The 24,964-nt window shown below is 40.9% G+C and carries 27 protein-coding genes; 15 read left to right on the forward strand and 12 right to left on the reverse strand.

Translation table 11 applies throughout. The annotated features are described in order from the left end of the window. Positions 1-159: 159 nt before the first annotated feature. From galM to galT, 3 genes are read right to left on the reverse strand one after another with little or no spacing between them, the layout of a single operon-like run. The gene (galM, locus tag L5B83_RS03225; protein ID WP_265777563.1) at positions 160-1,188 is read right to left on the reverse strand and encodes a galactose-1-epimerase; all 1,029 of its coding nucleotides are present in this window, start codon (positions 1,186-1,188) and stop codon (positions 160-162) included. Then, positions 1,182-2,339 carry a galactokinase gene (galK, locus tag L5B83_RS03230; RefSeq protein ID WP_265777564.1) on the reverse strand — a complete coding sequence of 386 codons (1,158 nt, stop codon included), beginning with the start codon at positions 2,337-2,339 and terminating at the stop codon, positions 1,182-1,184. The genes galM and galK overlap by 7 nt, the downstream gene beginning before the upstream one ends. Before the next feature lie 21 nt (positions 2,340-2,360). Next, on the reverse strand, positions 2,361-3,404 hold the full coding sequence (gene galT / locus L5B83_RS03235) for a galactose-1-phosphate uridylyltransferase (protein ID WP_265777565.1): 1,044 nt from the start codon (positions 3,402-3,404) through the stop codon (positions 2,361-2,363). Between the two features lie 220 nt (positions 3,405-3,624). Between galT and L5B83_RS03240 the strand changes: the two genes are divergently transcribed. The 4 genes from L5B83_RS03240 to mglC all read left to right on the forward strand — a co-directional run bounded on the left by L5B83_RS03240 (position 3,625) and on the right by mglC (position 8,427). Then, on the forward strand, positions 3,625-4,626 hold the full coding sequence (locus L5B83_RS03240; RefSeq protein WP_250351578.1) for a substrate-binding domain-containing protein: 1,002 nt from the start codon (positions 3,625-3,627) through the stop codon (positions 4,624-4,626). A 204-nt stretch (positions 4,627-4,830) separates the two neighbouring features. Next, entirely contained in the window at positions 4,831-5,823 is a 993-nt protein-coding gene (mglB, locus tag L5B83_RS03245) for a galactose/glucose ABC transporter substrate-binding protein MglB (RefSeq protein WP_250363594.1), read from the forward strand. 69 nt (positions 5,824-5,892) lie between these two features. After that, complete coding sequence (gene mglA, locus L5B83_RS03250; protein WP_442778776.1) at positions 5,893-7,398, forward strand: galactose/methyl galactoside ABC transporter ATP-binding protein MglA; 1,506 nt, start codon at positions 5,893-5,895, stop codon at positions 7,396-7,398. 18 nt (positions 7,399-7,416) lie between these two features. Continuing rightward, the gene (gene mglC, locus L5B83_RS03255) at positions 7,417-8,427 is read left to right on the forward strand and encodes a galactose/methyl galactoside ABC transporter permease MglC (protein ID WP_250351581.1); all 1,011 of its coding nucleotides are present in this window, start codon (positions 7,417-7,419) and stop codon (positions 8,425-8,427) included. Positions 8,428-8,748: 321 nt separating this feature from the next. Here the strand turns inward: mglC and proB are convergent, their stop codons facing one another. After that, positions 8,749-9,852, reverse strand: a complete 1,104-nt coding sequence (gene proB / locus L5B83_RS03260) for a glutamate 5-kinase (protein WP_265777566.1) — start codon at positions 9,850-9,852, stop codon at positions 8,749-8,751. 158 nt (positions 9,853-10,010) lie between these two features. Between proB and L5B83_RS03265 the strand changes: the two genes are divergently transcribed. Genes L5B83_RS03265 through folA form a run of 3 tightly spaced genes read left to right on the forward strand, consistent with a single transcriptional unit; the run spans position 10,011 to position 11,790 of the window. Further along, on the forward strand, positions 10,011-10,799 hold the full coding sequence (locus tag L5B83_RS03265; RefSeq protein ID WP_265777567.1) for a threonine/serine ThrE exporter family protein: 789 nt from the start codon (positions 10,011-10,013) through the stop codon (positions 10,797-10,799). Then, a complete protein-coding gene (locus tag L5B83_RS03270) occupies positions 10,796-11,260 on the forward strand; it encodes a threonine/serine exporter family protein (protein WP_250351572.1) in 465 nt (154 codons plus the stop codon). Before L5B83_RS03265 ends, L5B83_RS03270 begins: the two co-directional genes overlap by 4 nt. Before the next feature lie 32 nt (positions 11,261-11,292). Further along, positions 11,293-11,790, forward strand: coding sequence for a type 3 dihydrofolate reductase (folA, locus tag L5B83_RS03275; protein WP_265777568.1), 498 nt, complete (start codon positions 11,293-11,295; stop codon positions 11,788-11,790). Between the two features lie 66 nt (positions 11,791-11,856). Here the strand turns inward: folA and mutM are convergent, their stop codons facing one another. From mutM to radC, 4 genes are all read right to left on the reverse strand, one after another. Continuing rightward, the gene (gene mutM / locus L5B83_RS03280) at positions 11,857-12,678 is read right to left on the reverse strand and encodes a bifunctional DNA-formamidopyrimidine glycosylase/DNA-(apurinic or apyrimidinic site) lyase (protein WP_265777569.1); all 822 of its coding nucleotides are present in this window, start codon (positions 12,676-12,678) and stop codon (positions 11,857-11,859) included. A gap of 148 nt (positions 12,679-12,826) precedes the next feature. Continuing rightward, positions 12,827-12,997 (reverse strand): 50S ribosomal protein L33, encoded by a 171-nt coding sequence (rpmG, locus tag L5B83_RS03285; protein ID WP_005542835.1) that lies wholly within the window; start codon positions 12,995-12,997, stop codon positions 12,827-12,829. An 11-nt stretch (positions 12,998-13,008) separates the two neighbouring features. Next, a complete protein-coding gene (gene rpmB / locus L5B83_RS03290) occupies positions 13,009-13,245 on the reverse strand; it encodes a 50S ribosomal protein L28 (RefSeq protein ID WP_011608297.1) in 237 nt (78 codons plus the stop codon). A gap of 226 nt (positions 13,246-13,471) precedes the next feature. Next, positions 13,472-14,128 carry a RadC family protein gene (gene radC, locus L5B83_RS03295; protein ID WP_265777570.1) on the reverse strand — a complete coding sequence of 219 codons (657 nt, stop codon included), beginning with the start codon at positions 14,126-14,128 and terminating at the stop codon, positions 13,472-13,474. Positions 14,129-14,301: 173 nt separating this feature from the next. Here radC and coaBC point away from each other — a divergent pair, with 173 nt between their 5' ends. From coaBC to crp, 5 genes are all read left to right on the forward strand, one after another. Next, positions 14,302-15,525, forward strand: a complete 1,224-nt coding sequence (gene coaBC / locus L5B83_RS03300) for a bifunctional phosphopantothenoylcysteine decarboxylase/phosphopantothenate--cysteine ligase CoaBC (RefSeq protein ID WP_250363604.1) — start codon at positions 14,302-14,304, stop codon at positions 15,523-15,525. 8 nt (positions 15,526-15,533) lie between these two features. Next, on the forward strand, positions 15,534-15,989 hold the full coding sequence (gene dut, locus L5B83_RS03305; RefSeq protein WP_250351568.1) for a dUTP diphosphatase: 456 nt from the start codon (positions 15,534-15,536) through the stop codon (positions 15,987-15,989). Positions 15,990-16,080: 91 nt separating this feature from the next. Next, entirely contained in the window at positions 16,081-16,680 is a 600-nt protein-coding gene (slmA, locus tag L5B83_RS03310) for a nucleoid occlusion factor SlmA (RefSeq protein ID WP_250351643.1), read from the forward strand. 21 nt (positions 16,681-16,701) lie between these two features. After that, complete coding sequence (locus L5B83_RS03315; RefSeq protein WP_250351642.1) at positions 16,702-16,923, forward strand: YheU family protein; 222 nt, start codon at positions 16,702-16,704, stop codon at positions 16,921-16,923. Between the two features lie 22 nt (positions 16,924-16,945). After that, on the forward strand, positions 16,946-17,581 hold the full coding sequence (gene crp / locus L5B83_RS03320; RefSeq protein ID WP_265777571.1) for a cAMP-activated global transcriptional regulator CRP: 636 nt from the start codon (positions 16,946-16,948) through the stop codon (positions 17,579-17,581). Positions 17,582-17,717: 136 nt separating this feature from the next. Here the strand turns inward: crp and L5B83_RS03325 are convergent, their stop codons facing one another. Next, positions 17,718-19,145 carry a GspE/PulE family protein gene (locus L5B83_RS03325; RefSeq protein ID WP_265777572.1) on the reverse strand — a complete coding sequence of 476 codons (1,428 nt, stop codon included), beginning with the start codon at positions 19,143-19,145 and terminating at the stop codon, positions 17,718-17,720. Positions 19,146-19,157: 12 nt separating this feature from the next. Continuing rightward, positions 19,158-19,592, reverse strand: a complete 435-nt coding sequence (gene ppdD, locus L5B83_RS03330; RefSeq protein WP_265777573.1) for a prepilin peptidase-dependent pilin — start codon at positions 19,590-19,592, stop codon at positions 19,158-19,160. A 142-nt stretch (positions 19,593-19,734) separates the two neighbouring features. On the opposite strand from ppdD, the gene ampD reads away from it, so the two are divergent. The 3 genes from ampD (at position 19,735) to fis (ending at position 21,764) form a co-directional block, all read left to right on the forward strand. Beyond that, positions 19,735-20,289 carry a 1,6-anhydro-N-acetylmuramyl-L-alanine amidase AmpD gene (gene ampD, locus L5B83_RS03335; protein ID WP_265777574.1) on the forward strand — a complete coding sequence of 185 codons (555 nt, stop codon included), beginning with the start codon at positions 19,735-19,737 and terminating at the stop codon, positions 20,287-20,289. Positions 20,290-20,485: 196 nt separating this feature from the next. Beyond that, entirely contained in the window at positions 20,486-21,484 is a 999-nt protein-coding gene (dusB, locus tag L5B83_RS03340) for a tRNA dihydrouridine synthase DusB (protein WP_265777575.1), read from the forward strand. Continuing rightward, on the forward strand, positions 21,465-21,764 hold the full coding sequence (gene fis, locus L5B83_RS03345) for a DNA-binding transcriptional regulator Fis (protein ID WP_103855173.1): 300 nt from the start codon (positions 21,465-21,467) through the stop codon (positions 21,762-21,764). Before dusB ends, fis begins: the two co-directional genes overlap by 20 nt. A 211-nt stretch (positions 21,765-21,975) precedes the next feature. On the opposite strand, the gene lptD is transcribed toward fis, so the two are convergent. Together lptD and L5B83_RS03355 are read right to left on the reverse strand one after the other, a co-directional pair. Then, entirely contained in the window at positions 21,976-24,321 is a 2,346-nt protein-coding gene (gene lptD / locus L5B83_RS03350; RefSeq protein ID WP_265777576.1) for an LPS assembly protein LptD, read from the reverse strand. A gap of 65 nt (positions 24,322-24,386) precedes the next feature. Further along, positions 24,387-24,944, reverse strand: coding sequence for a DNA-3-methyladenine glycosylase I (locus L5B83_RS03355; RefSeq protein WP_265762559.1), 558 nt, complete (start codon positions 24,942-24,944; stop codon positions 24,387-24,389). Between the last annotated feature and the right edge of the window lie 20 nt (positions 24,945-24,964).

A 24,964-nucleotide genomic window follows, 5' to 3' on the forward strand; every position in this document is an offset into this window, starting at 1 on the left:
AAATTATCCTAGCTTGAACCGCATTAAAATGCGCAACTCGCAACCCTCCCTCTCATTTTTGAGCGATGAATGCCTAAACTCTCTCTATTAAACAAAATTCTTTTCAATGCGTAATGGCTAAACTAACGTTATACTTACGATATTCAAACTTTTACCTTTCTAATTGCTCACGTTTATCTCATAGACAATCCACTGCCGATAAGGCTGATTTTTCTTGCTTATTCCACCGTATTTTTGCCACTCTGGATGATTAGGGGTATCAGGCAAACATTCTGGTTCAAGGGCGATACCTTGATAATCTTGGTAAGTTTTCCCTAAACGAGTTGGTGTGCCAGCTAGATAATTTCCTGTGTAGATTTGTAACGCTGGCTGCGAGGTGGAAACGCTAAGGGAAATTTGGCGATTACTAGAATGCAATATGGCACAAGGCTGTGTGCCATTGAGTAAAAAGGCGTGATCGTAGCCTTTAGTAAGTCGTTGTTCTTGCTGTAAAAAATCTTGAGCAATCATTTTTGCTTGGCGAAAATCAAAACTTGTGCCTTGCACCGCTTTGAGAGGGGCATTCGGAATACCTTGTTGATCAACCGGTAAGAATTGCTCACTATTAAGTTGCAACCAATGTTGGCGTACATCTGCGCCAGCGCTGGCATCATCTAAATTAAAATACGCGTGGTTGGTTAAATTAAGTGGTGTATCTTGATCACAAATGCCCTCAAATTCAATACGTACTTGATTTTTTTCAGTTAAACGATAACTCACCTTCACCTGTAAATTACCGACAAAGCCCTGATCGCCATCGGCAGAAAAAAGGGAAAATTGAACAAAATTATCACCGCACTTTTCTACTTGCCAGCGACCTTTGTCAAACCCTTTACCGCCGTGAAGTTGATGTTTGCCTTGATTAGCATTAAGATAAATCGTTTTACCATTTAAGCGAAAGCGACTATTGGCGATGCGATTAGCATAACGCCCCACCGTTACCCCTAAATAGGCTTGCTGTGTGAGATAATCCTGTATATGGCAACCTAGTAGTACTTCTTGTAATTGATTATTCACGGGGATTTTACAAGAGAGCCACGTCGCCCCCCAATCCATTAATTGAATGCACATTCCTTGTTGATTGGTTAGCGTAAATAGCTTAAAGGGCTTGCCATCTGGCGCAAGCCCGGTGTGCGATTGTCTTAACATACTGAAACCCCTTGTGAGGCGGTGCAAACATAGAAATCTTCTTTTAGCCCTGTTTGTTTTTCATAATTTTCGCTAATAAGTTGGCGTACCGCTGCAACTTTTTCTTGTGGCGCAACCACCACAATACAGCCACCAAAACCGCCCCCTGTCATTCTCGCGCCGCCTGTGTTGCCAACGGCAAGTTGGGCGAGTTCGACTAAGTAATCAATTTGTGGCACGGTAATTTCAAAATCATCACGCATTGAATCGTGGGATTGTGCCATTAATTGCCCCAGTTTACTGAGATCGCCTTGTTTTAAAGCCTCAACAGCAGCAAGCACACGGGCATTTTCAGTAATAACGTGCTTGGCTCGCTTAGCGACGATAGGATCAAGTGCGGTAAGTTTTTCTTCCATTTTATTGAACTGTTCCACTGACACATCTCGCAAGGCTTTTACGCCAAAAAACGCAGCGGCTTTTTCACATTGTGTGCGACGAGTATTGTATTCACCGGCGACTAAATCGTGTTTAACGTGAGAATTAACAATCATCACAGCTACATCATTTGGTACAGGTGTGGGTTGGGTTTCAAGACTGCGGCAATCGATCATCAGTAAATGATCTTTTCGCCCAAGGGCGGAGATCAGTTGATCCATATTGCCACAATTCGCTCCAACGAATTGGTTTTCTGCTTGCTGACCGATCAACGCCAATTGAGTATCGCTAAGCGGAAGCTGGGCAAGCTGTTGGCAAAATTTGCCGATAGCCACTTCCAATGAAGCGGAAGAGCTTAGCCCAGCGGAAAGTGGCACATTACCACTAATCACCAAATCAGCCCCTTGCTGGAAATGAGGACATTGCGCTTGAATAAATTTCACCACCCCACGCACATAGCCCGTCCACTTATGTGCAGGATTTGTTTCAATGGGCTTGTCGAGATCAAATTCATCAAACGCATCAAGATCAGCGGCATAAACCCGAAATAAACTATCATCACGCTTTGCGCCACATACTGCCGTGCCATAATTAATGGCGCAAGGCATCACAAAACCGTCATTGTAATCCGTATGCTCACCAATAATATTAACGCGCCCGGGAGCATAAACACGGAGATCAAAAGTGCGGTGAAATTTTTCAGAAAATAAGTGTTCTGCACGTTGTTGTGGGGTCATTGATTGTCTCCTTCTTTTGATTTAGCGTAATTTGTAATGAATATCGCTTAAAGCCCGTAATCTTTCTGCGGCTTGTTCTGCGGTGAGATCACGTTGGCTTTCCCCAAGCATTTCATAGCCCACCATAAATTTTCGCACCGTAGCAGAACGTAATAATGGGGGATAAAAATGGGCGTGTAGTTGCCAATGTTCATTTTCTTTGCCATTAAATGGCGCAAAATGAAAGCCCATTGAATAAGGGAAAGAGGTTTCAAACAGGTTATCATATTTGGTGGTCAGCAATTTCAAGGCAAGTGCCAAATCTTGCTGTTGCTCAGGGCTGAGTTGTGCAAAATTTTTACGATGTTGTTTAGGGAGTAATAAGGTTTCAAATGGCCATACCGCCCAATAAGGCACAAGGGCAACCCAATGTTTGGTTTCCACCACAATACGCTCTTTTAGTGCCAATTCCCGTTGTACATAATCCACCAATAGCACTGAACCGTATTTTTCAAAATAACGCTGTTGGGCCAGATCTTCCTGTGCCACTTCATTGGGAAGAAAACTATTCGCCCAAATTTGCCCGTGTGGGTGTGGATTTGAACAGCCCATTGCCGCCCCTTTGTTTTCAAAAATTTGTACCCAAGGGTAACGCTGACCTAGCTCATTGAGTTGAGCTTGCCACACATCAATCACATCAGCAATTTCTTCTACGCTCAGTAAGGGTAAGGTTTTGCTGTGATCAGGTGAAAAACAAATGACACGACTTTCCCCTTCTGCCGCGGCGGTTTGAAACAATGGATCATCACTAGGTGCGGGCTTAGGCGTTTGTTCTAACAAGGCAGAAAAATCATTTTTAAAGACAAAAGGTTTGTGATAATCAGGATTTTGCTCACCCGTAATACGCTTATTGCGCGGACAAAGATAACAGTTAGGATCATAGCTTGGTTTTTGCGCTTCTTCATTTTTCTCTTGCTGACCTTGCCACGGACGTTTTGCGCGGTGGGGAGAAACCAGCACCCAACGGTCAATCAATGGATTATAGCGGCGGTGTGGATGATCTGCCGCAACAAATTGTTCAGACATAATTATTCTCCCTTATCAAAAAGATGAAAGCGGTTACAAAAAGAAACTGCTATAAAATAGCAGATTGCCAAAAATAAACTATTAACTAGATCACAAATTGAGAAATAAGTCGTCTTTTTTTGTGATGGAGTTTTCATTTTTTAAAGTAAGCGTTTTCAATTAGAAAAAATTCTTTATATGATAAGTGCGGTATAAATTTTTTGCATTTTTAGGGGAGAAGATGATTACAATTCGTGATGTGGCAAAACAGGCGGGGGTTTCCGTCGCAACGGTTTCTCGTGTGCTGAATAATCATTCTTCCGCCAGTGAGAAAGCCCGTCTGGCGGTACAAAAAGCGGTGCAGGAACTGGGTTATCATCCCAACGCGAATGCACAAGCGCTCGCCCTGCAAAACACGGAGACCATCGGCGTGGTGGTAACCGATGTTACCGATCCTTTCTTTGCGATTTTAGTTAAAGCGGTGGATAAAGTGGCGGAACAGCATCAAAAAAGTATTTTGATCGGCATTGGTTATCATAATGCGGAAAAAGAACGCCGTGCTATTGAAACCTTGCTACGCAAGCGTTGTAGTTGCTTAGTGGTTCACGCCAAAGCCTTGAGTGATGAAGAATTAAGCCAATATTTAAGTCGCATTGCGGGAATGGTGGTGATTAATCGCGTGGTGAAAGGCTATGAAAATCGTTGTGTGAGCCTTGATAACACCAAAGGCACATTTATTGCCACAGAAAGTTTAATTCGCCTTGGGCATAAAAATATTGGCTATATTGGCTCGAATCATCAAATCAGTGATGAAGCGGAACGTATTCAGGGCTATTTAAATGCCCTTGAGCAACATCATTTACCCGCCGTCACTCATCGTATTGCACATAGCTCGCCTGATTTTGAAGGGGGCGAGCAGGCGATGATCCATTTATTGAGTTACAATTCTGATTTAACCGCCGTCGTCGCCTATAACGATACAATGGCAGCAGGAGCAATTTCCGTATTAAATGAAAACAATATCAACGTGCCGAAACAATTTTCCATTATCGGGTTTGATGATATGCCCATTGCCCGCTATTTGATCCCTAAACTTACTACCATTCGCTATCCAATTGATTTAATGGCAACTTATGCGGCTAACTTAGCGTTAAGCTTGGTGGATAACCGCATTAATACACCGATTCATACGCAATTTAATCCAACCCTAGTCAGACGATTTTCCACAGAACCTTGTGATTAATTTATGATCACCGTCACATTTTTAAACATTTTTTTGTAATCGTTTCCATTAATGTGAGAGGGATCACAGTCTTAACAATTATTTTTCGTTATGCTCTGTTCCGTTATTGAATTTATTTCATAACAAATCCTTGTGCTGTATGAAATAAATTTAGCAGTATGCACAACCTCTTTGCGATTATTTAATCCATTTAAGGAGCTATCTATGAAAAAAATGCTATTAAAAACCACCGCACTTGCTGTGGGCTTAGGTCTTGCTGCAACAACAGCACAAGCGGTGAACCGAATTGGTGTAACGATTTACAAATATGACGATAATTTTATGTCTTTAATGCGTCAAGAAATTGATAAAGAAGCGAAAACACTTAAAGACGTTGAATTATTAATGAACGATTCACAAAATGCCCAATCCGTGCAAAATGACCAAGTAGATGTGTTGATCTCTAAAGGGGTGAAAGCCCTTGCCATTAACCTTGTGGATCCCGCGGCTGCGCCAACCATTATTGGCAAAGCAAAAGCGGAGGATATTCCGGTGGTGTTCTTCAATAAAGATCCGGGCGCAAAAGCCATTGGAAGTTATGAACAGGCTTATTATGTGGGGACAGATCCAAAAGAATCAGGCGTCATTCAGGGGCAACTTATCACCAAGCACTGGAAAGCTAATCCAGCCTTTGACTTAAATAAAGACGGTAAAATTCAATATGTACTGTTAAAAGGTGAACCCGGTCACCCAGATGCAGAAGCACGAACCAAATATGTGATTGAAGAACTCAATAAAAATGGCATTGAAACCGAACAGCTTTTTATTGACACAGGAATGTGGGACGCAGCATTAGCGAAAGACAAAATGGACGCGTGGTTATCCAGCTCTAAAGCGAATGATATTGAAGTGATTATTTCTAATAATGACGGTATGGCAATGGGTGCATTGGAAGCCACCAAAGCACACGGTAAAAAATTACCGATCTTCGGTGTGGATGCCCTGCCTGAAGTGTTGCAACTGATCAAAAAAGGAGAAATGGCAGGTACCGTGTTAAATGATGGCGTAAACCAAGGTAAAGCCGTGGTGCAATTAGCCAATAACTTAGCTAACGAAAAACCCGCGACAGAAGGCACACAATGGAAATTAGAAAGTAAGGTTGTGCGTATTCCTTATGTGGGTGTCGATGCAGATAATCTAAATGAATTTCTAAAATAATATGCGTTATATATAAGGGGAGAATGGCTCCCCTTTTCTATGAGGTTGGCTATGAAAGAACATACACCAATGCCACAACACCAAGAGATTTTACTGACAATGACCAATGTAAGTAAAACCTTCCCCGGTGTTAAAGCCCTAGATCGGGCAAATCTCACCGTCCGTTCACATTCTGTTCACGCCTTAATGGGAGAAAATGGGGCGGGCAAATCCACCTTACTTAAATGCCTATTTGGTATTTATGCCAAAGATGAAGGGGAAATTCTCTTTTTAAATCAACCTGTTAATTTTAAAACATCAAAAGAAGCGCTAGAAAATGGCATCTCAATGGTTCATCAAGAACTCAATTTAGTTCGGCAACGCAATGTAATGGATAATCTTTGGTTAGGACGCTATCCGCTAAAAGGCATTTTTGTCGATCACGCTAAAATGTATCACGATACCAAAGCGATTTTTGATGAATTAGATATTGATGTAGATCCAAAAGAAAAAGTGGCAAATCTCTCTGTTTCACAAATGCAAATGATTGAAATTGCAAAGGCTTTTTCTTACAACGCAAAAATTGTGATTATGGATGAACCCACTTCCTCCTTGTCAGAAAAAGAAGTGGAACATTTATTTAAAATCATCGAAAAACTCAAAGCACGAGGCTGTGGGATTATTTACATTTCGCACAAAATGGACGAAATTTTCAAAATTTGCGATGAAATCACTATTCTGCGTGATGGCAAATGGATCAACACCGTGCCAGTCAAAGGCAGTACAATGGACGAAATTGTGGCAATGATGGTAGGGCGTGAGCTAACTCAACGCTTTCCTGCAAAAACCAACACGCCACAAGAAGTCATTTTAGACGTGGAACATCTCACTGCACTCAATCAACCATCTATTCAAGATGTGAGTTTTCAGCTTCGTAAAGGGGAAATTCTAGGGATTGCAGGGCTTGTAGGGGCAAAACGCACCGATATTGTGGAAACCATTTTCGGGGTACGCGAACGTAAAGCGGGTGAAATTAAATTGTACGGAAAAACAATGAAAAATCGCACCGCACTTGAAGCGATTAACAATGGTTTTGCTTTAGTGACAGAAGAACGCCGCTCTACGGGCATTTATGCCAACCTAAATATTGAATTTAACTCGTTGATTTCAAATATGAAATCCTATTTAGGTCGATTAGGTTTATTAAGTGGCAACAAAATGAAAAGCGACACCCAATGGGTGATTGATGCAATGAATGTGAAAACCCCTTCACACAAAACCACCATTGGTTCGCTGTCTGGCGGAAATCAACAAAAAGTGGTGATTGGGCGTTGGTTGCTCACCCAGCCAGAAATTTTAATGCTTGATGAACCCACTCGAGGCATTGATATTGGTGCAAAATTTGAAATTTACCAATTGATTATGGAACTTGCCAAAAAAGAGAAAGGCATCATTATGATTTCTTCCGAAATGCCCGAACTGTTAGGCGTAACCGACAGAATTTTAGTAATGAGTAACGGAAAAGTGGCGGGCATTGTCGAAACCGCCAAAACCTCACAAGAAGAAATTCTGCAACTTGCAGCGAAATATCTCTAATTTAGAAGGAAATGAATTATGTCAGCTTTAAAATCGAATAAATCGCTTGATTTCCTCAAACAAAATGCCATTTATTTTGTCCTCTTAGTCTTGCTTGGCATTATTATTATGCAAGATCCAAGCTTCTTAAGCTTACGAAATTTCAGTAATATTCTCACCCAATCTTCGGTTCGTTTAATTATTGCACTCGGTGTTGCAGGCTTATTGGTTACACAGGGAACCGACTTATCCGCTGGGCGTCAAGTGGGCTTGGCTGCGGTAATCTCTGCCACGCTTCTGCAAGCAATGGATAATATGAACCGTGTTTTCCCTGATTTAGGTGAAATCCCGATTCCTGTGGTGATTTTAGTTGTCTGCTTTGTTGGTGCAATCATTGGCTTGGTCAATGGCGTAGTTATTGCTTACCTGAATGTTACCCCATTTATTGCCACAATGGGAACGATGATCATTGTTTATGGTATCAACTCGCTTTATTACGATGCCGTTGGCTCATCACCAATTGCAGGTTTTAATGAACAATTTTCAACCTTTGCTCAAGGTTTTTTCAGAATAGGAAGTTTCAAATTATCCTATATCACCATCTATGCAGCAATTTGTGCCGCGTTTGTTTGGGTGTTATGGAATAAAACGCGTTTTGGTAAAAATATTTTTGCCATTGGGGGAAATCCAGAGGCCGCTCGTGTGTCAGGGGTGAATGTAACCCGTAACCTTGTCGCCATTTATATGATTGCAGGAATATTTTACGCATTTGGGGGGATGCTGGAAGCCGGACGTATCGGCAGTGCAACGAATAACCTTGGTTTTATGTATGAACTTGATGCTATTGCTGCTTGTGTCGTGGGAGGGGTTTCTTTCGCAGGTGGGGTGGGTACCGTAATGGGCGTTATTACCGGCGTGCTTATCTTTACTGTCATCAATTATGGTTTAACCTACATCGGCGTAAACCCTTACTGGCAATATATTATCAAAGGGAGCATCATCATCTTCGCCGTCGCCATTGACTCGCTTAAATATGCGAAGAAAAAATAATCCGAAAACACAGTATGCCTCACTGTTGAAATGATATCGCATTGGCTCGTTTTATCATACAACTCTCCGTATCAATAAACGGGCTACTTTATGTCATTTCTAGCTTAAAAACCGAGCAAAAAAATAACCGCACTTGAAAAAAACAAGTGCGGTTATTTTTATAGGCAGTATTTTTAAATTAAAAGAACACAAGATACCAGCAATTCAAAACTTACTACCCATACATCATAGACCCAGCAATACGGTATTATTATAGCTACCTTTATCCATTAATCAGCTAAACTAGAAAATAGCTAACAATCAAATGATTAGAAAAGCGTTTTACAACACCACCATATCATCACGATGTACCGCGACAGCGCCGTATTCATAGCCCAAAATTTGTGGAATCTCTTGTGATTTTTTGCCTTTAATTAAATTTAACGCATCGCTGTTGTAGCGAGGAATTCCAAGGGCGATAACGTTGCCGTTAGACTGTTGGATTTTCACCACTTCACCACGAGAAAAACGCCCTTCGATTTGTGCAATGCCTGCTGGAAGTAAAGATTTATGCTGCATTAGCACCGCACTTGTTGCACCTTCATCAATGATAATCGTGCCTGCTGATGGCGCGGCAAAAAGCCATTGTTTACGGCTTTCAAGGCGATCCGTTTGCACGGTAAATTTGGTGCCGATATTTTCGCCGTAAGCCAGATCCACAATTACATTTGGGCGATTACCCGGTGCGATAATGGTTTCCACGCCTGAACGGGTGGCAACATCTGCGGCGATCACTTTTGTGGACATTCCGCCTGTACCAAGATTTGTGCCACTTCCGCCTGCGATTTGGCGAATCGCATCGGTGATTTTTCCTACCACTGAAAGCAATTTCGCTTGCGGATTGTTTCTTGGATCGCTATCAAATAAGCCTTGCTGATCGGTGAGCAAATAAAGTTGTTCAGCTTGTGCCAAAATCGCCACAAGCGCCGATAAATTATCGTTATCACCAACTTTAATCTCGGCGGTGGCTACTGCATCATTTTCATTAATCACGGGAATAATACCGTTATCTAACAAGGCGTTAAGAGTGTCTCGTGCATTGAGAAAACGCTCACGATCTTCAATATCGGCTCGACTGAGCAAAATTTGTCCAATATGAATATCGTAAATAGAAAAAAGCTGTTCCCACGTTTGAATAAGCTGGCTTTGCCCCACGGCGGCTAATAATTGTTTTGAGGCAATGGTAGGCGGAAGTTGCGGGTGGTTGAGATAATCTCGTCCTGCCGCCATTGCGCCAGAGGTAACAATGATAATGCGAAAGCCTGCTTGGTGTAGTTGGGTGATTTGTCGTACAATTTCCATCATATGTGGACGATGAAGTTTGGTTGTGCCTTGTGTTAAGGTACTTGTGCCAAACTTCACGACAATGGTTTTCTTTTGTTCCATAAGGGAGTTTCCTGTTACTGTTGAATGCGCAAAACCCTATCATTAAATGCGAAAAATTTCATTAAATTTTCACCGCACTTTGTATGATTTAAAACAATTTTTATTACTCAAAACAGGGTATAATAGCATCATTTTTTAATCAACCCAGCGCAATTGAAATGTCAGAACAAAATCATATTGAACGCCAACGTGAAGTAACACGATTATGTATAAAAGTGGCATTAATGCTACTTCAACACGGTGCAGAAAGTGCGGTTGTGGTACAAATGTCTCATAGATTAGGGCGAGCTTTAGGAATGGATAGTGTTGAATGTGCCTTAACGCCGAATGCGGTGATTATTACCACGCTATATCATAATCATTGCATTACCACTGCACGCAAGAATGTGGATCAAGGCATTAATATGCATATTGTTACGGAAGTGCAACGCGTAGTGATTACGGCTGAGCATCATATTTATGATTTGCACCAAGTGAAAAAACGCCTTGAGCAAATTAAACCGTTTAAATATAACCGCTCTCTTGTGGTACTAATGATTGGGTTATCTTGTGCTTGTTTTGCCCATTTATCTGGGGGCGATAGTAGGATTGCGGTGATAACATTTGTTGCTGCTGCAATTGCAATGTTTATTCGTCAATCCCTTGCTCATCGCCATTATAATCCGATCATTGTCTTTTCAATTACCGCCTTTATCGCCTCAATTATTTCAGGAATGGCGTTGAAATATCAATTAGGCAATGATCCGCAAATTGCCCTTGCTTCGAGCGTGCTTTTACTTGTGCCGGGTTTTCCATTGATTAATTCCCTCGCGGATATTCTCAAAGGCCACGTTGGAATGGGCTTAGGGCGTTGGACCATTGCCACCATTCTCACCTTTGGCGCTTGCTTAGGTATTGTCTTTGCCCTTGCACTGTTAAATATTCCCTATTGGGGAGAATTAAAATGACCTTGTTGCTTAATTTATTAGATGATATGTTTTTCGCCGCTATTCCTGCGGTGGGCTTTGCCTTGGTCTTTAATGTTCCCCCTAAGGCATTGAAATATTGTGCAATTTTAGGCGCATTAGGACACGGCTTGCGTACCTTATTGGTGCATTTTGATGTGCCGTTAGTATTTGCGACCTTTGCTGGAGCCAGTTTAATTGGTTTTATTGGCGTGCATTTATCGCATCGCTATCTTGCCCATCCTAAAGTATTTACAGTTGCGGCAATTATCCCGATGATTCCCGGCGTTTATGCCTATAAAGCGATGATCGCGATTGTGCAAATTCACCATTATGGTTTTTCTGATGTATTATTTGCACAAATGATTGATTATTTTATTAAAACGGGATTTATTCTAGGGGCATTAGTTTTTGGTTTGGCATTGCCGGGCTTATTGTTCTATCGACAAAAACCTGTAATATAATAGCCAAAGCAAGAGAATCAAAAGGAAAGCAAATGACCCTCAGTTTAATTGTGGCAACGACGAAAAATAATGTGATTGGTAAAAATAACCAAATGCCGTGGCACTTGCCTGCCGATTTGGCGTGGTTCCGCCAAAACACGCAAGGCAAACCCGTGATTATGGGGCGGAAAACCTTTGAAAGTATCGGTCGTCCATTACCAAAACGCACCAATATTGTGCTTTCTCGCTCTCCCTTTGAGTACGATGGTGTTATTTGGAAAAGTGATTTTACAAGTGCACTGGATTTTGTGAACGAGTTTCCTGAGATAATGCTGATTGGTGGTGGCGAATTATTTAAACAATACCTTCCCCACGCAGATAAACTCTATCTTACTGAGATTCAAGCAGAAATTGATGGGGATACATTTTTCCCACAAATTAATTGGGCTGAATGGCAAATTGAATTTGAACAATATCGTCCCGCCGATGAAAATAATCCCTATGATTGCCGATTTTTGATTTTACAACGGATTAACCATTCGCGTTCCTAATGAAAAAGGAAGGCTTGCTTGCCTTCCTTCGTTTGTTTAATTAATTTTATACGAGTGCATTTTTCCCTATTTTCCGCCTTTTTTCTGACATTTTGGGCAGAAAAAACTATTACGTTGTCCGATGACTAAACTTTCAATTTTTGTACCGCACTTTGGACAAGGCTTGTCTTTATTGCCATAAACTCGCAATGCTTGAGCAAAATACCCCGGGCGACCATCAGGTTGTAAAAAATCTTTTAAGGTTGTGCCACCTTGTTGAATTGCGCTGGCAAGCACTTGTTTAATGGTTTGAACCAACAATTCACATTGCTCTTTAGTCAAATTTTTAGCTAATTTTAGCGGATGTAATCCACATAAAAATAAGGTTTCATTCGCATAAATGTTACCTACACCAACGACTACGGCATTGTCCATTAAGAAAGTTTTAAGTGCGGTCTGTTTTTTGCGAGATTTTTTAAACAGATATTCCCCGGTAAATTCTTCCGACAGGGGTTCGGGGCCAAGTTTCGCAAAAAGGTGGAAATCCGCCAAATTATCCGTATATAGCCACGCACCAAAACGGCGAGGATCGTTATAACGCAAAACTTTGCCATTATTCATCACAATATCTAAATGATCGTGTTTATCAATGGGGCTATCTTGTGGCACAACACGCAAAGAGCCTGACATTCCTAAATGCCCAATGATTGCCCCTTTTTCAGTATGAATGATTAAATATTTTGCACGACGAGAAAGGTGGCTCACTTTTACTTGTCTAAACTCACTCAATTGCGGACTCACTTCCCAGCGTAATCTAGGGTTACGCACGACAATTCTTTCAATGGTAAATCCTGTCAAATAAGGTGAAATGCCATTTTTGGTCGTTTCAACTTCGGGTAATTCAGGCATTTTTCCTCCTTACGAATGCTATATTGTTCCTAATGGAAATCGCTATAATTAACTAGGTAGATAAATAGAGGCAATCAATAAAAATCCAAGAAACGCAGATAGAAAAAAACCCGAACAAGTCGGGTTTTTCTAATTCATTAAAATCAAATTATTTGATTTTTGCTTCTTTATAAATAACGTGTTTACGCACAACAGGATCAAATTTTTTGATCTCCATTTTTTCTGGCATATTACGTTTATTTTTGGTTGTTGTGTAGAAATGACCAGTTTCAGCTGTTGAAACTAAACGGATTTTTTCACGAGCACCTTTAGCTGCCATTTTTTAGCTCCTTAGATTTTCTCGCCACGAGCACGGATTTCAGCTAACACTGCATCAATGCCTTTTTTATCAATAATACGCATACCTTTCGCTGTTAAGCGTAAAGTTACGAAACGTTTTTCAGACTCAACCCAGAAACGGTGAGTGTGTAAGTTAGGAAGAAAACGACGACGTGTCGCATTCATTGCGTGTGAGCGGTTGTTACCAACTGCTGGACGCTTGCCTGTTACTTGACAGACTCTAGACATATTAATCTCCAATAAATCAAATATAAGCTCGAGCTTAGGGTTCGGATTACTGCAAACTAAGTTTGCAAGCTACCTCGTCAGGTCGCTGTAACCGACCCGCATACTATATTAAAGGTGGCAAATTATACTCACTTTATTTGCTATACTCAAGCCTAAATCACTTAATTAACGCAATAAATGACAAAAAAATCAGCAATTCTGTTACATTGCGCTTTCAAGACTTCTGCTATAACCAACCTTTTTCACTAAAAGAAACATAACAACCTTTACCAATCACAAAATGATCCAGTACCCGAATCTCCACTAATTCTGCCACTTTTTGGATCTTTTCAGTAATGCACCGATCAGAATGGCTCGGCTCTGCAATTCCAGAGGGATGATTATGGGCTAAAATAATCGCTGCCGCATTGCAAAATAATGCTGTTTTCACAATTTCTCTAGGATACACAACGGCACTATTAATTGTCCCTAAAAACATTTCTTCTTTTTTAATTAAACGATGTTGATTATCTAGAAAAAGCACCAAAAAAACCTCCCGCTCTTTATGCTCTAGCTCCGTTTGCAAATACATTCGCACCAGTTCAGGACAGGTAAATGCCTGTGCCATTTCCAATTCTTGTAACAAATAACGCTTTGTCATCTCTGTACTGGCTTGAAGCTGGATAAATTGTGTGATACCTAACCCTTTGACGTTGCAAAAAGCGTGTTGATCCGCACTGATTAATTGCCTTAACGATCCAAAATGTTCAAGAACCAAGCGGGATAATTCCATCACTGAACAATTCTTGATCCCTGTACGTAGAAAAATTGCCAATAATTCACTGTCATCAAGGGCTTCTGCACCAAATGTTAATAATTTTTCTCGTGGCATTAAGGCGGTCATTTTAATGATGTACTCTTTTCTCTTAAATCAATTTATACTTACTTTTAGCATAGACAACCGCATTGTGATAGGTTTCCCCATCACTTTTGCGATCCTGATCGAAAAATAGGATTTTGTATTAAGGAAAATTACAGTAAAATTAACCGCACTTTTAATTTAAGGATCGCTAATTAATGCAAGATCTTCAAGGAAAACGTATCGTTATCGGCATTACGGGGGGTATTGCCGCATATAAAAGTATTGAACTTATCCGCTTGTTACGCAAAAGCCAAGCAGAAGTACGCGTGGTACTTACCGCAGCAGCGGCTGAATTTGTTACCCCACTCACATTACAAGCAATTTCAGGCAATGCGGTGGCTCAATCACTATTAGATCCTCAAGCTGAGTTAGCGATGGGGCATATTGAACTGGCAAAATGGGCAGACCTTATTGTTATCGCACCCGCTAGTGCAGATTTTATGGCGCGCTTAAATGCAGGAATGGCAAATGATTTACTCTCCACCATTTGCCTTGCAACTGCAGCGCCAATTTTGCTTGCGCCGGCAATGAACCAGCAAATGTTCCGCCAAGCCATCACACAACAAAATTTGACCAATTTAAAAGCCCGTGGTATTGCCACTGTCGGACCAAATAGCGGTGAGCAAGCTTGTGGTGATGTGGGCTTCGGGCGAATGTCAGAACCAGCCGAAATTTACACCGCACTTTATGAGATGCTTCTTCCTAAACAAGATCTCAGCCATTTAACGGTTGCCATTACCGCAGGTCCAACGCGTGAAGCCATTGACCCCGTACGTTATATTAGCAATCACAGCTCAGGAAAAATGGGCTTTGCTATTGCCGAAGACTTTGCCAAACGAGGCGCAAAAGTAAAATTAATTGCAGGGCCGGTCAATTTGTCCACGCCTGCGCAAGTAGAACGAATTGATGTCATTTCTGCTCAAGAAATGGCGGATGTTACCCTTTCACTTGCACCACAAGTGGATATTTTCATTGGCTGTGCAGCCGTAGCAGATTACCGCGTAGCCCAGATCGCCGATCAAAAAATAAAGAAAACGGCTGGAAATGATATGCTCACCTTAGAATTGGTGAAAAACCCTGATATTATTGCCGCTGTGGCTGCACTCACTGAGAACCGTCCTTTTGTGGTAGGATTTGCCGCAGAAACGCAAAATGTTGCCCAATATGCACAGGATAAATTAGTGCGTAAAAATTTGGATCTGATCTGCGCAAATGATGTTTCTGATGGAAAAGGCTTTAATGGTGATGATAACCAACTTCAGCTTTTCTGGCGTGACGGCAACCAACAATTACCACACAGCAGTAAAAAAGAGTTGGCACGGCAACTCACTCAATATATTGTGGAACGATTTTACGCTCAGTTTGAACGAAAGGAATAAACAAAAAAATGAAAAAGATTGATGTAAAAGTTTTAGATAGCCGAATTGGCACGCAATTTCCCTTGCCAGCTTATGCCACAAGCGGTTCTGCCGGCTTAGATCTGCGTGCGTTGGTGGAAGAAAGTTTTGAAATCCAACCGGGTGAAACGAAGCTCATCCCAACAGGGCTGTCTATTTATATTGCCGATCCTAATCTTGCTGCCGTCATTTTACCTCGTTCAGGACTCGGGCATAAACACGGTATTGTACTGGGTAATTTAGTTGGTCTCATTGATTCTGATTATCAAGGCCCTTTAATGGTTTCAATGTGGAACCGTGGTGATCAACCTTTCAAGGTGGAAGTGGGAGATCGCATTGCACAACTTGTGTTCGTTCCTGTGGTGCAAGCAGAATTTAACGTTGTGAATGATTTTGAACAGACAGAACGTGGCGAAGGCGGATTTGGGCATTCGGGTAAGCAATAGAGGGAATATGGTAGAAGAACAATTAGAAATTGCAGGGATTGAGCCAGCGCCCATCGCAGAAAAGCACACCACGACACAACGTACAGAAAAAATAACGAAAAGTGATAAACGTAGTGTTAAAGAACGCCGTTTACAAGTCCTCACCGTGCTGACCCATATGCTTCATTCCGAACGTGGAATGGAACGGATGACAACGGCTCGCCTTGCCCAAGAAGTCGGCGTTTCGGAGGCGGCACTCTATCGCTATTTCCCAAGTAAAACCAAAATGTTTGAAGCCTTGATTGATAATTTAGAAAGTAATTTATTTAGCCGCATCAACCATTCAATCAAAAATGAAACAAACACGATGAACCGTGTGCGAGATATTATGCAAATGATTTTAGATTTTGCACGTAAAAACCCCGGGCTTACTCGTGTTCTTACCGGACACGCCTTGATGTTTGAAGATCCGCTCCTACAAGCACGCGTTGCGCAATTTTTTGATCGTTTAGAATTTCAATTTGTGAATATTTTACAAATGCGAAAATTACGTGAAGGAAAAGGGTTTCATCTCGATGAACGGATTATTGCCTCTTATCTTGTTAATCTGTGTGAAGGACAATTTATGCGTTATGTTCGTTCTAACTTTCGCCATCATTCTAGTCAAAATTTTGAACAACAATGGAAACTTATCGCGGTACACTTTGCATAATAACAATTTTTAGGTAATATGATGATTATTCCTTGGCAAGATTTAGAAGAAGAAACGCTCATTAATATTGCAGAAAGTTTCATTCTGCGTGAAGGGACAGATTACGGTGAACAGGAGCTTTCCCTCCAACAGAAAACGCAAAACTTGCTGACCAAAATACGTCAAGGAACGGCTGTAATTGTTTGGTCGGAATTACACGAATCCATTGATATTAAAGATAAAATGGAATTTCTTAAATCATAGATGATAAATGTAGGAGGACACCGTGCAAGAACAACATACTCCGCCAATGGATCCAACCTTAGAATGGTTTTTATCTCATTGCCATATCCATAAATATCCAACCAAAAGTTCAATTATTCACGCGGGTGAAAAAGCAGAAACGCTTTATTATCTCATCAAAGGCTCTGTGGCTATTTTAGTCAAAGATGAAGATGGTAAAGAGATGATCCTTACTTACCTAAATCAAGGCGATTTCTTTGGCGAAGCAGGATTATTTGAAGAAGGTCAAGAACGTTCAGCTTGGGTAAAAACAAAAATGACGTGTGAAGTGGCAGAAATTTCTTACAAGAAATTCCGCCAGCTCATCCAAGTAAATCCTGAAATTTTAATGTATTTATCTGGTCAGCTTGCTCGTCGTTTACAAAATACCTCAAGACAAGTTCGCAATCTTGCTTTCCTTGATGTGGCAGGGCGTATTGCACAAACCTTGCTAAACCTCGCTAAAATGCCAGATGCAATGACTCACCCAGAAGGAATGCAGATCAAAATTACTCGCCAAGAAATTGGTCAAATGGTCGGCTGTTCCCGTGAAACCGTTGGGCGAATTTTAAAAATGCTGGAAGACCAACATCTTATTTCAGCTCACGGCAAAACGATTGTGGTTTATAACTCAAGATAATCGCCTACTATCAGGAAATAAACTAGCGTAAAAGCGAAAGATAGTAAGAGAGATAATGCACGAGAGTTTTCTCTTCCGTTTAGATTGCCTCCTATTCTAAGCGGGAAACTCTCACGTTTTATAGCAAATTGACGACTTAAGCCTCTTTGCTAAAGTAATTATTACACTTTCCTAAAACCCGCTCCAATTCAGCCATATCGGTAATTCCTTGCTTTACCTTCTCCAATCCACTTTCTCGTAAGGATGCATAATCCGTTTGATAGGAACGTTCCCCGTTATGAAAGTGCGGTTGTAAAAATTGGTAAATGCCACTGCGCCCTTTATAGCCTTGATAACAATCGCAATCTTTAGTCAAATGATGACATTTCTTTCGTACCAATCGCTGTGCAATAACAAGCAATAGACTATTGTCAATTTCGTGCTGTTGGATACCAAGTTGCAACAAACGAGAGATCGCTGAATGTGCATCATTCGTATGCAATGTAGAAAGCACTAAATGCCCTGTTTGTGCGGCACGTAAAGCAATTGAAGCACTTTCTGCATCACGAATTTCACCAAGCATAATGATATCGGGGTCTTGCCTTAAAAAAGTGCGTAATAGGCGATTAAAGTCAAGCCCAATTTGGGGATTAATTTGTGTTTGGATAATGCCCGGTAGCTCGATTTCAATGGGATCTTCTGCGGTGAGAATATGTTTTTCTGAGTGATTTAACCACTCAAGTGCGGTATAAAGGGTGATACTTTTTCCGCTCCCTGTTGGGCCTGTAACCAAAATCAAACCTTGGGGTTGAGAAAGTGCTTGCTGCAAGGTGCTTTGCTGTGTTGTATTCATTCCGAGTTGTGAAAAGGCAAGGCTGACGGGTTTATTTTTTTGTAAACGCAGCACGGCTTTTTCCCCATACTGCGTTGGTAAGGTAGAAAGGCGAAAATCGAGTATATCGGAAAACGTCGTTTTAAAATGAAAACGCCCGTCTTGTGGCAACCTTGTTTCGCTAATATCAAGCCGAGCAAGCAACTTTAAACGCGAAATCAAACGATGACTAATTTGTGTGGATAATGGTGTTTGACATTGCAATACGCCGTCAATACGAAAGCGAATTTGCAACTGTTCACGTTGTGGCTCTAAATGAATATCTGAGGCATTCAGCTGCAAAGCATTTTCAAAAATCCGATCTAAGAGCTGAATAACGGGTTCATCGGTTTTTTCTTGCGAATCTTCCGCTTTAATCTGCTCCATAGGGCGATAAAAATCAGGTACTGCAGGCTCTTCCGCCACATTTGGTGCAAGGCTTTGTAAAAGTGATTTTAAATCTTGGGCTTGTAATAATACCGGTTCAACCACTTTTCCTGTTAAAAAAGAAAAGGTTTCACAAGCAGAAAGATTATTCAAATCATCAATGCCTAACCAAAGGGTTTGTGCATTTTCCTGCAATGGCACAGCAAAATAACGAATTAATAAGGCTTTTTGCTGTTGATTTTGCTGCCATAAGTGCGGTGCAATTTCAAAATATTTTCCATCTACCGCACACACCGTTATTTGTGGCTGTAACGCATATTCCGCCATTATTTAGCCCCATCAGTTACAAAATCCTGCGGGAAAAAGTTCCGCCGATTTGGCACATTTCACCGCCCAAGTTATTCCTTTGGCTGCATCACCGCTCGCGGTTAAAGAATAGCTTATCCCAGCTAAGTTTTCTCTGCCTGTAACGGTGATTTTACCTTTCTGTACATCAATCGACGCGACTTTGCCTTTATTCGTTAATTTTTTCTGAATCCCATTCGTTCCAGCATTACATTTGGTGGTTGATCCTGTGTTATACACACAAAGTTCCACTTCAGAACGGTAAGGACTTGCAGCTTGAATCAGTTCTGAAATTGCCGCTTTTTTCGTGTAATTTTGGTAGGCTGGCACGGTGATTGTTGCCAAAATTGCGACAATGGCGATTACAATCATTAATTCAATTAACGTAAACCCTTCTTGCCGCTTCAAACGCGTAGAAAATCTATTCATAAGTTGTCCTTGTTGATTTCTCTTAAGATTAATTTTCGATAAAATACGAGCAATGAATAACCCGCGTGAATAAGTGTGGCTCAAATTAAAAATAAAGCCAAAAAGCACCGCACTTTTTCTCGATCACGATCGCAAAAAATCTATGAAATCAACGTATTCCATTAATCAATCAGGCTGGTTGGCCAACCAAAAACATTGTCCTTCTCCCCATTATGATTTACGTCCCAATCCACAAGATATTTCCTTGCTCGTCATTCATTACATCAGCTTGCCCCCCGAGCAGTTTGGTGGAAATTACATTGATGCGTTTTTCCAAGGGCGTTTAGATCCTGCTATTCATCCCTATTTTGACGAAATTAAAGATCTTCGCGTTTCAGCGCATTGCTTAATTAATCGTGAGGGGAAAATAACGCAATATGTCAGTTTCAATGATCGTGCTTGGCACGCAGGTGTCTCTTGCTTTCAAGGACGTGAAAAATGTAACGATTTCGCCATTGGCATTGAATTAGAAGGGAGTAACAATCAGCCGTTCACCGAACAGCAATATGCCACGCTGACAAAACTCACACGAAGCATAATGCAACACTATCCCAAAATAGGAAAAGATCGCATTGTGGGGCATAGCAATATTTCACCCGGAAGAAAGATCGATCCGGGTCAATATTTTGATTGGGAAACATATCTTGCCAGTTTATAACTGTTTATATTTTAAGCAATAAAATCACTTTTCAGCACAATGAATAGACTTAAATCAAACCAATTAAAAAATTCCTTGTTGTATAAAAATTATGCTTTGCAAATAAGATAAAAGTGCGTATCATAGCACACCTTGCCCGTAGGGGCTGGCGATGAGTTGTATGTCAAAGGTAGTAATGTGTTAAAGGAAGGCAACAATGCGAATTGGTCATTATCAATTAAAAAACCGTATTTTGCTTGCACCGATGGCAGGTATTACTGACCAACCTTTTAGGCGCCTTTGTGCGAATTATGGGGCAGGATTAACGTTTTCAGAAATGATGGCAAGTAATCCTCGTGTCTGGCATACAGAAAAATCGAAACAACGTCTTGCGTATCATCAAGATGTCGGCATCAACGCCGTGCAAATTGCGGGATCTGATCCGCAGGAAATGGCACAAGCTGCACAAGTGAATGTGGGCTATGGGGCAGAAATTATTGACATCAATATGGGCTGTCCAGCAAAGAAGGTGAATCGTAAATTGGCAGGTTCTGCGCTTTTGCAATATCCTGATTTAGTCCAACAGATTCTTGAAGCCGTGGTTCGTGCTGTGGACGTGCCTGTAACACTAAAAATTAGAACAGGCTGGGATCGACAAAATCGAAACTGTGTGGAAATCGCTAAAATTGCCGAACAAGCTGGTATTCAAGCACTGACTATTCACGGGCGTACGCGTGAATGTTTATTTGAGGGCGAAGCGGAATACGACAACATTAAAGCGGTGAAACAGCAGGTTTCCATTCCCGTGATAGCCAATGGCGATATTACATCAGCACAAAAAGCCCAAGATGTACTCAATTACACAGGCGCTGATGCAATAATGATTGGGCGTGGTGCATTAGGTCAGCCTTGGCTATTTCAGTCTGTGGCAGATTTAATAGAAAACAGCTCAATAACTTCAGAACCAAGCTTAGAAGAAAAGTGCGGTGTTATTTTGCGACATATTCAGGCACTTCATCAGTTTTATGGTGAAGAAAAGGGGTATCGCATTGCACGTAAGCACGTTGCTTGGTATTTACAGGGAATTCAACCTAATTCCAACTTTAGACAGACTTTTAATGCGATTATTAATGCTCAAGAGCAAATAACAGCATTGAAAGAATTTTTTAATTTGATTTTATTGGATAAAAATAACAATGCTAGAACAACAACGTAATCCAGCTGAAGCACTTACTGTTTCAGTATTAAACTCACAATCACAAGTAACAAATAAACCACTTCGTGATTCTGTGAAACAAGCAATTAGAAATTATTTAGCACAATTAGATGGTCAAGATGTGGACGATCTTTATGAGTTAGTGTTGTCAGAGGTTGAACACCCTATGCTTGATATGATTATGCAATATACCCGTGGTAATCAAACTCGTGCCGCTACAATGTTAGGTATCAATCGTGGTACATTACGTAAAAAATTAAAAAAATACGGTATGGGCTGATAATTTCAGATTTTAAATAAAATGACACCGTACTTCATAAATAAAGTGCGGTGTTTTTTTTACGCCATTTTTCTCGCAGCACACCAACGTCCACCTTAGAAAAGAGACAAGAAATTCTCGACAAAAAGAGTTGGGCTAACTGACCCCATTTAAATCTAACTTTTGGAGGCAGATCACACATGCCCTGCTTTTTTACTTTCTTATGATTACTTTAATATAGGCTAAATGATTGAATATAAGGCAATTTTCCTGCTTTTAGCATTTTTTCAATGCCGCTGCGGTGATCGGTGGTGCCTAAGCCACGTAACTCAAAATTTACCCCAAAACTATGATCGTAAACCACTTCGTTTGACGTTTGTCCTTCTTTACTTGTGACATAGCGGCGTGCGCCTACTCCCACCGACCAACAGCAGGTGTTGTATTTTACCCCGAGATATTGCTCAACAGGCTTTTTCAAGGCTAGATCTTGGTAATAATGTCCAACCACTGCCCATTTGTCCGCAATTTCCCACGCTGCCACTAAACCAAGCTGTTTAATGTCTTGATTATACGCATTTGCACCAGTGAGATTTTGGTCAATATATTGCTGGCTGGCATAGCGATAACTTAATTGAACGAGGTTATTACCACTTGGATTAAATTCTAGTACGGTATTTGCCAAAGAAGTTTGATGTAAGCTTGTATCATATTGGTAACTTGCACGCCAGTTCCATTGTTTATTAATTCGCCAATTGGTTTCTAATGACCAAGAGGAAGTGGAACGATCACTACTATTGTTTGGGTTATTATCAATCCTTGAATCACTAAGGTAATAAATTTGCCCTAAAGAGAGGTTAAAACGTTCATTCCCTTCTTTATCATAAAAACGCGTTGTTCCCCCGAGGGTAAACTGATTCGCTGAGGCAATGCGATCTAATCCACTATAACGGCGATCACGGAACAAGGAAAAATAATCTTGTTGCAATAATGCGGAATCATAACCAAAACCAAGATATTGGCTATTTAATTTTGAACCGATATTGCTTTGGTCCTTATAAGGGCGATAAAGATATTGAATATGTGGTTCAATCGTTTGTGTATAGCCATCAAACAAGGTTTCTTTGCTTGCAAGTAAGGTTTGAAAATCAACCTTCACTTGTGGCAAGACACGGGTTACCGAGCGTTCAATCTCTTCCGCATTTTGCCCTTTTCCTTTTGTTTGATTATAGTGAGTAGCGTAAAGTTTTGTTTCAATATTCACACTGCCGTAACGGTTTGTAAGCGGAATATTAAGGCTTGGTTCAAGATGATAACGCCAAGCTTTCGGCATTAAGGCACTGTCATTCTCAAAACGCGAAATTTGTGAGAATACGCGGAAATCCATTAAGCCGTTAGCAAGCCCATCGCGATAATAATTAAAATCTAATTGTGGAAAAACACGATAAGGTCCGATATCTACATCGTCAAACACTTGGAACTGTTTCGCCGATAAAGCGAAATTGTAGTTCGGCTGATAGTAAGCAATGCGGAAATTTTGATCAGCATAACCGTCTGTACTGCGCCCATAAGCAGAATCAAAATCAGAGAAATAACGTTTATCGCTTACCCTTGTGTAATCCACATTTAAACGCCAATTTTCTAAGAAACTGGAACTATGTCGCCAGTGGAATAAATGACGAGAGCGGTTGTCTCCTTGGTAATCATCATAGCGATCACGTGCTAAATATTCTCCTGCAATTAGTCCCTCACCAATTTGCGTGAGATAACGTGTTTCACCGTTAAATTGCCAGCCTCGTTTTGACATATATTTTGGTGTTACGGTCATATCAAAATTGGGGGCAATGTTCCAATAAATTGGCTGTGCATACGAATAACCATCACGGCTAGACATTCCCACATTTGGAATTAACAAACCAGAACGACGACGATCGCCGATAGGAAGTTGCAAATAAGGGGTATAGAAAATCGGCACGCCATGTACTTTAAAGCGTGCGTGCCACATTTCGGCATATTCTTCTTGGATATGCTGACGCATTTCGCTTGCTTCAATTGACCAACTATTATCATCAGGCAAACAAGACGTAAAAGTCGCATTTTTAAGTAAGCGATAATCATTGCGTAGCTCAACGTGTTGTGCATTACCTCGCCCTTGACGCCCAACAAATTGGTAATCTGCGCCCTCTACATCTGCATCTTTATTATTCAAGTTTATCTTGGCAGAATGCCCTGACAAATTGATAAGATTATCTTTATAATCAAACCCCTTTTTGGCATAGGCAAAGCGCTGTACATTAGCCCCTTCGCCACGTTGAACAATTTCTGCAATTTGGGTAGTTAAATGGCGATTACCCTGTTTAATCTCAACATCACCCTCATAACGCGCACTAACAGGCTGATTTAATTCTGCGCGATCTGCCTCGATATAAACAGGCAATTGGTTTGGATCGCCCTGCACCACCTCACCTTGAAACTGTGGTACGCCAGCTAAGCATTGCTGCTGTAAACTTGCCCAACTTGGTACACCATAAAGTGCGGTCAAAATTGAGAAAGAAAGCATCGTGTAGTAATTTTTTTTCATTAATAACCCATTTTTTAAGGTGTGAAATTAAGCCGATTATAAAGAAAAATGATGAAAAAAGCATTTTATTTATACTTACAAAAACAGCTATTCAGATGATCGTTTACCAGCCCCATAGATTGCATAAAAGCATAACAAGTGGTCTCTCCAACAAAGACAAAACCACGTTTTTTTAAAGCCTTTGAAAGCTGTTTTGAAACCGCTGTCTTCGCTGGCACTGCGGATAAATCAGGGACATCATTTATTTGTGGCTGGTGATTAACAAAGGCCCAAATAAAATCGCTAAAATTTTCACCGCACTTTTGCATGGCTAAATAGGCTTTTGCATTCTTTACAATTGCCTCTAATTTCGCACGATGACGAATAAGCCCAGCATTTTGCATTCTCTCATCAATATCTTGTGCCGTCATTTGCGCAATCTTTTCAGGATTAAAGTGAAAAAATGCCTGACGATACTGTTCCCGTTTTTTCAAAACGGTAATCCACGAAAGCCCTGCTTGCTGTCCTTCTAAACAAATTTTCTCAAATAATTTCAGACTATCATATTCTGGCTTGCCCCATTCATTATCGTGATAATCTTGATAAATAGACGAGCCTTCGGCCCAACTGCAACGTGTTTTCATCATTCATTCCTTATATTGTG

The organism is Avibacterium sp. 21-599, from assembly GCF_026226765.1.
In the GTDB taxonomy this organism is placed as follows: Bacteria; Pseudomonadota; Gammaproteobacteria; order Enterobacterales; family Pasteurellaceae; genus Avibacterium.

Excerpts from the sequence above, each read along its gene's own strand:
- radC (WP_265777570.1), bottom strand. The coding sequence starts at position 14,128 with ATGACCGCCTTAATGCCACGAGAAAAATTATTAACATTTGGTGCAGAA.
- L5B83_RS03265 (WP_265777567.1), top strand. The coding sequence starts at position 10,011 with ATGTCAGAACAAAATCATATTGAACGCCAACGTGAAGTAACACGATTA.
- galM (WP_265777563.1), bottom strand. The coding sequence starts at position 1,188 with ATGTTAAGACAATCGCACACCGGGCTTGCGCCAGATGGCAAGCCCTTT.
- folA (WP_265777568.1), top strand. The coding sequence starts at position 11,293 with ATGACCCTCAGTTTAATTGTGGCAACGACGAAAAATAATGTGATTGGT.
- mglA (WP_442778776.1), top strand. The coding sequence starts at position 5,893 with ATGCCACAACACCAAGAGATTTTACTGACAATGACCAATGTAAGTAAA.
- galK (WP_265777564.1), bottom strand. The coding sequence starts at position 2,339 with ATGACCCCACAACAACGTGCAGAACACTTATTTTCTGAAAAATTTCAC.
- dut (WP_250351568.1), top strand. The coding sequence starts at position 15,534 with ATGAAAAAGATTGATGTAAAAGTTTTAGATAGCCGAATTGGCACGCAA.
- fis (WP_103855173.1), top strand. The coding sequence starts at position 21,465 with ATGCTAGAACAACAACGTAATCCAGCTGAAGCACTTACTGTTTCAGTA.
- ampD (WP_265777574.1), top strand. The coding sequence starts at position 19,735 with ATGAAATCAACGTATTCCATTAATCAATCAGGCTGGTTGGCCAACCAA.
- galT (WP_265777565.1), bottom strand. The coding sequence starts at position 3,404 with ATGTCTGAACAATTTGTTGCGGCAGATCATCCACACCGCCGCTATAAT.
- L5B83_RS03270 (WP_250351572.1), top strand. The coding sequence starts at position 10,796 with ATGACCTTGTTGCTTAATTTATTAGATGATATGTTTTTCGCCGCTATT.
- mglC (WP_250351581.1), top strand. The coding sequence starts at position 7,417 with ATGTCAGCTTTAAAATCGAATAAATCGCTTGATTTCCTCAAACAAAAT.
- mutM (WP_265777569.1), bottom strand. The coding sequence starts at position 12,678 with ATGCCTGAATTACCCGAAGTTGAAACGACCAAAAATGGCATTTCACCT.
- L5B83_RS03325 (WP_265777572.1), bottom strand. The coding sequence starts at position 19,145 with ATGGCGGAATATGCGTTACAGCCACAAATAACGGTGTGTGCGGTAGAT.
- L5B83_RS03355 (WP_265762559.1), bottom strand. The coding sequence starts at position 24,944 with ATGAAAACACGTTGCAGTTGGGCCGAAGGCTCGTCTATTTATCAAGAT.
- coaBC (WP_250363604.1), top strand. The coding sequence starts at position 14,302 with ATGCAAGATCTTCAAGGAAAACGTATCGTTATCGGCATTACGGGGGGT.
- L5B83_RS03240 (WP_250351578.1), top strand. The coding sequence starts at position 3,625 with ATGATTACAATTCGTGATGTGGCAAAACAGGCGGGGGTTTCCGTCGCA.
- proB (WP_265777566.1), bottom strand. The coding sequence starts at position 9,852 with ATGGAACAAAAGAAAACCATTGTCGTGAAGTTTGGCACAAGTACCTTA.
- mglB (WP_250363594.1), top strand. The coding sequence starts at position 4,831 with ATGAAAAAAATGCTATTAAAAACCACCGCACTTGCTGTGGGCTTAGGT.
- ppdD (WP_265777573.1), bottom strand. The coding sequence starts at position 19,592 with ATGAATAGATTTTCTACGCGTTTGAAGCGGCAAGAAGGGTTTACGTTA.
- lptD (WP_265777576.1), bottom strand. The coding sequence starts at position 24,321 with ATGAAAAAAAATTACTACACGATGCTTTCTTTCTCAATTTTGACCGCA.
- L5B83_RS03315 (WP_250351642.1), top strand. The coding sequence starts at position 16,702 with ATGATTATTCCTTGGCAAGATTTAGAAGAAGAAACGCTCATTAATATT.
- dusB (WP_265777575.1), top strand. The coding sequence starts at position 20,486 with ATGCGAATTGGTCATTATCAATTAAAAAACCGTATTTTGCTTGCACCG.
- rpmB (WP_011608297.1), bottom strand. The coding sequence starts at position 13,245 with ATGTCTAGAGTCTGTCAAGTAACAGGCAAGCGTCCAGCAGTTGGTAAC.
- rpmG (WP_005542835.1), bottom strand. The coding sequence starts at position 12,997 with ATGGCAGCTAAAGGTGCTCGTGAAAAAATCCGTTTAGTTTCAACAGCT.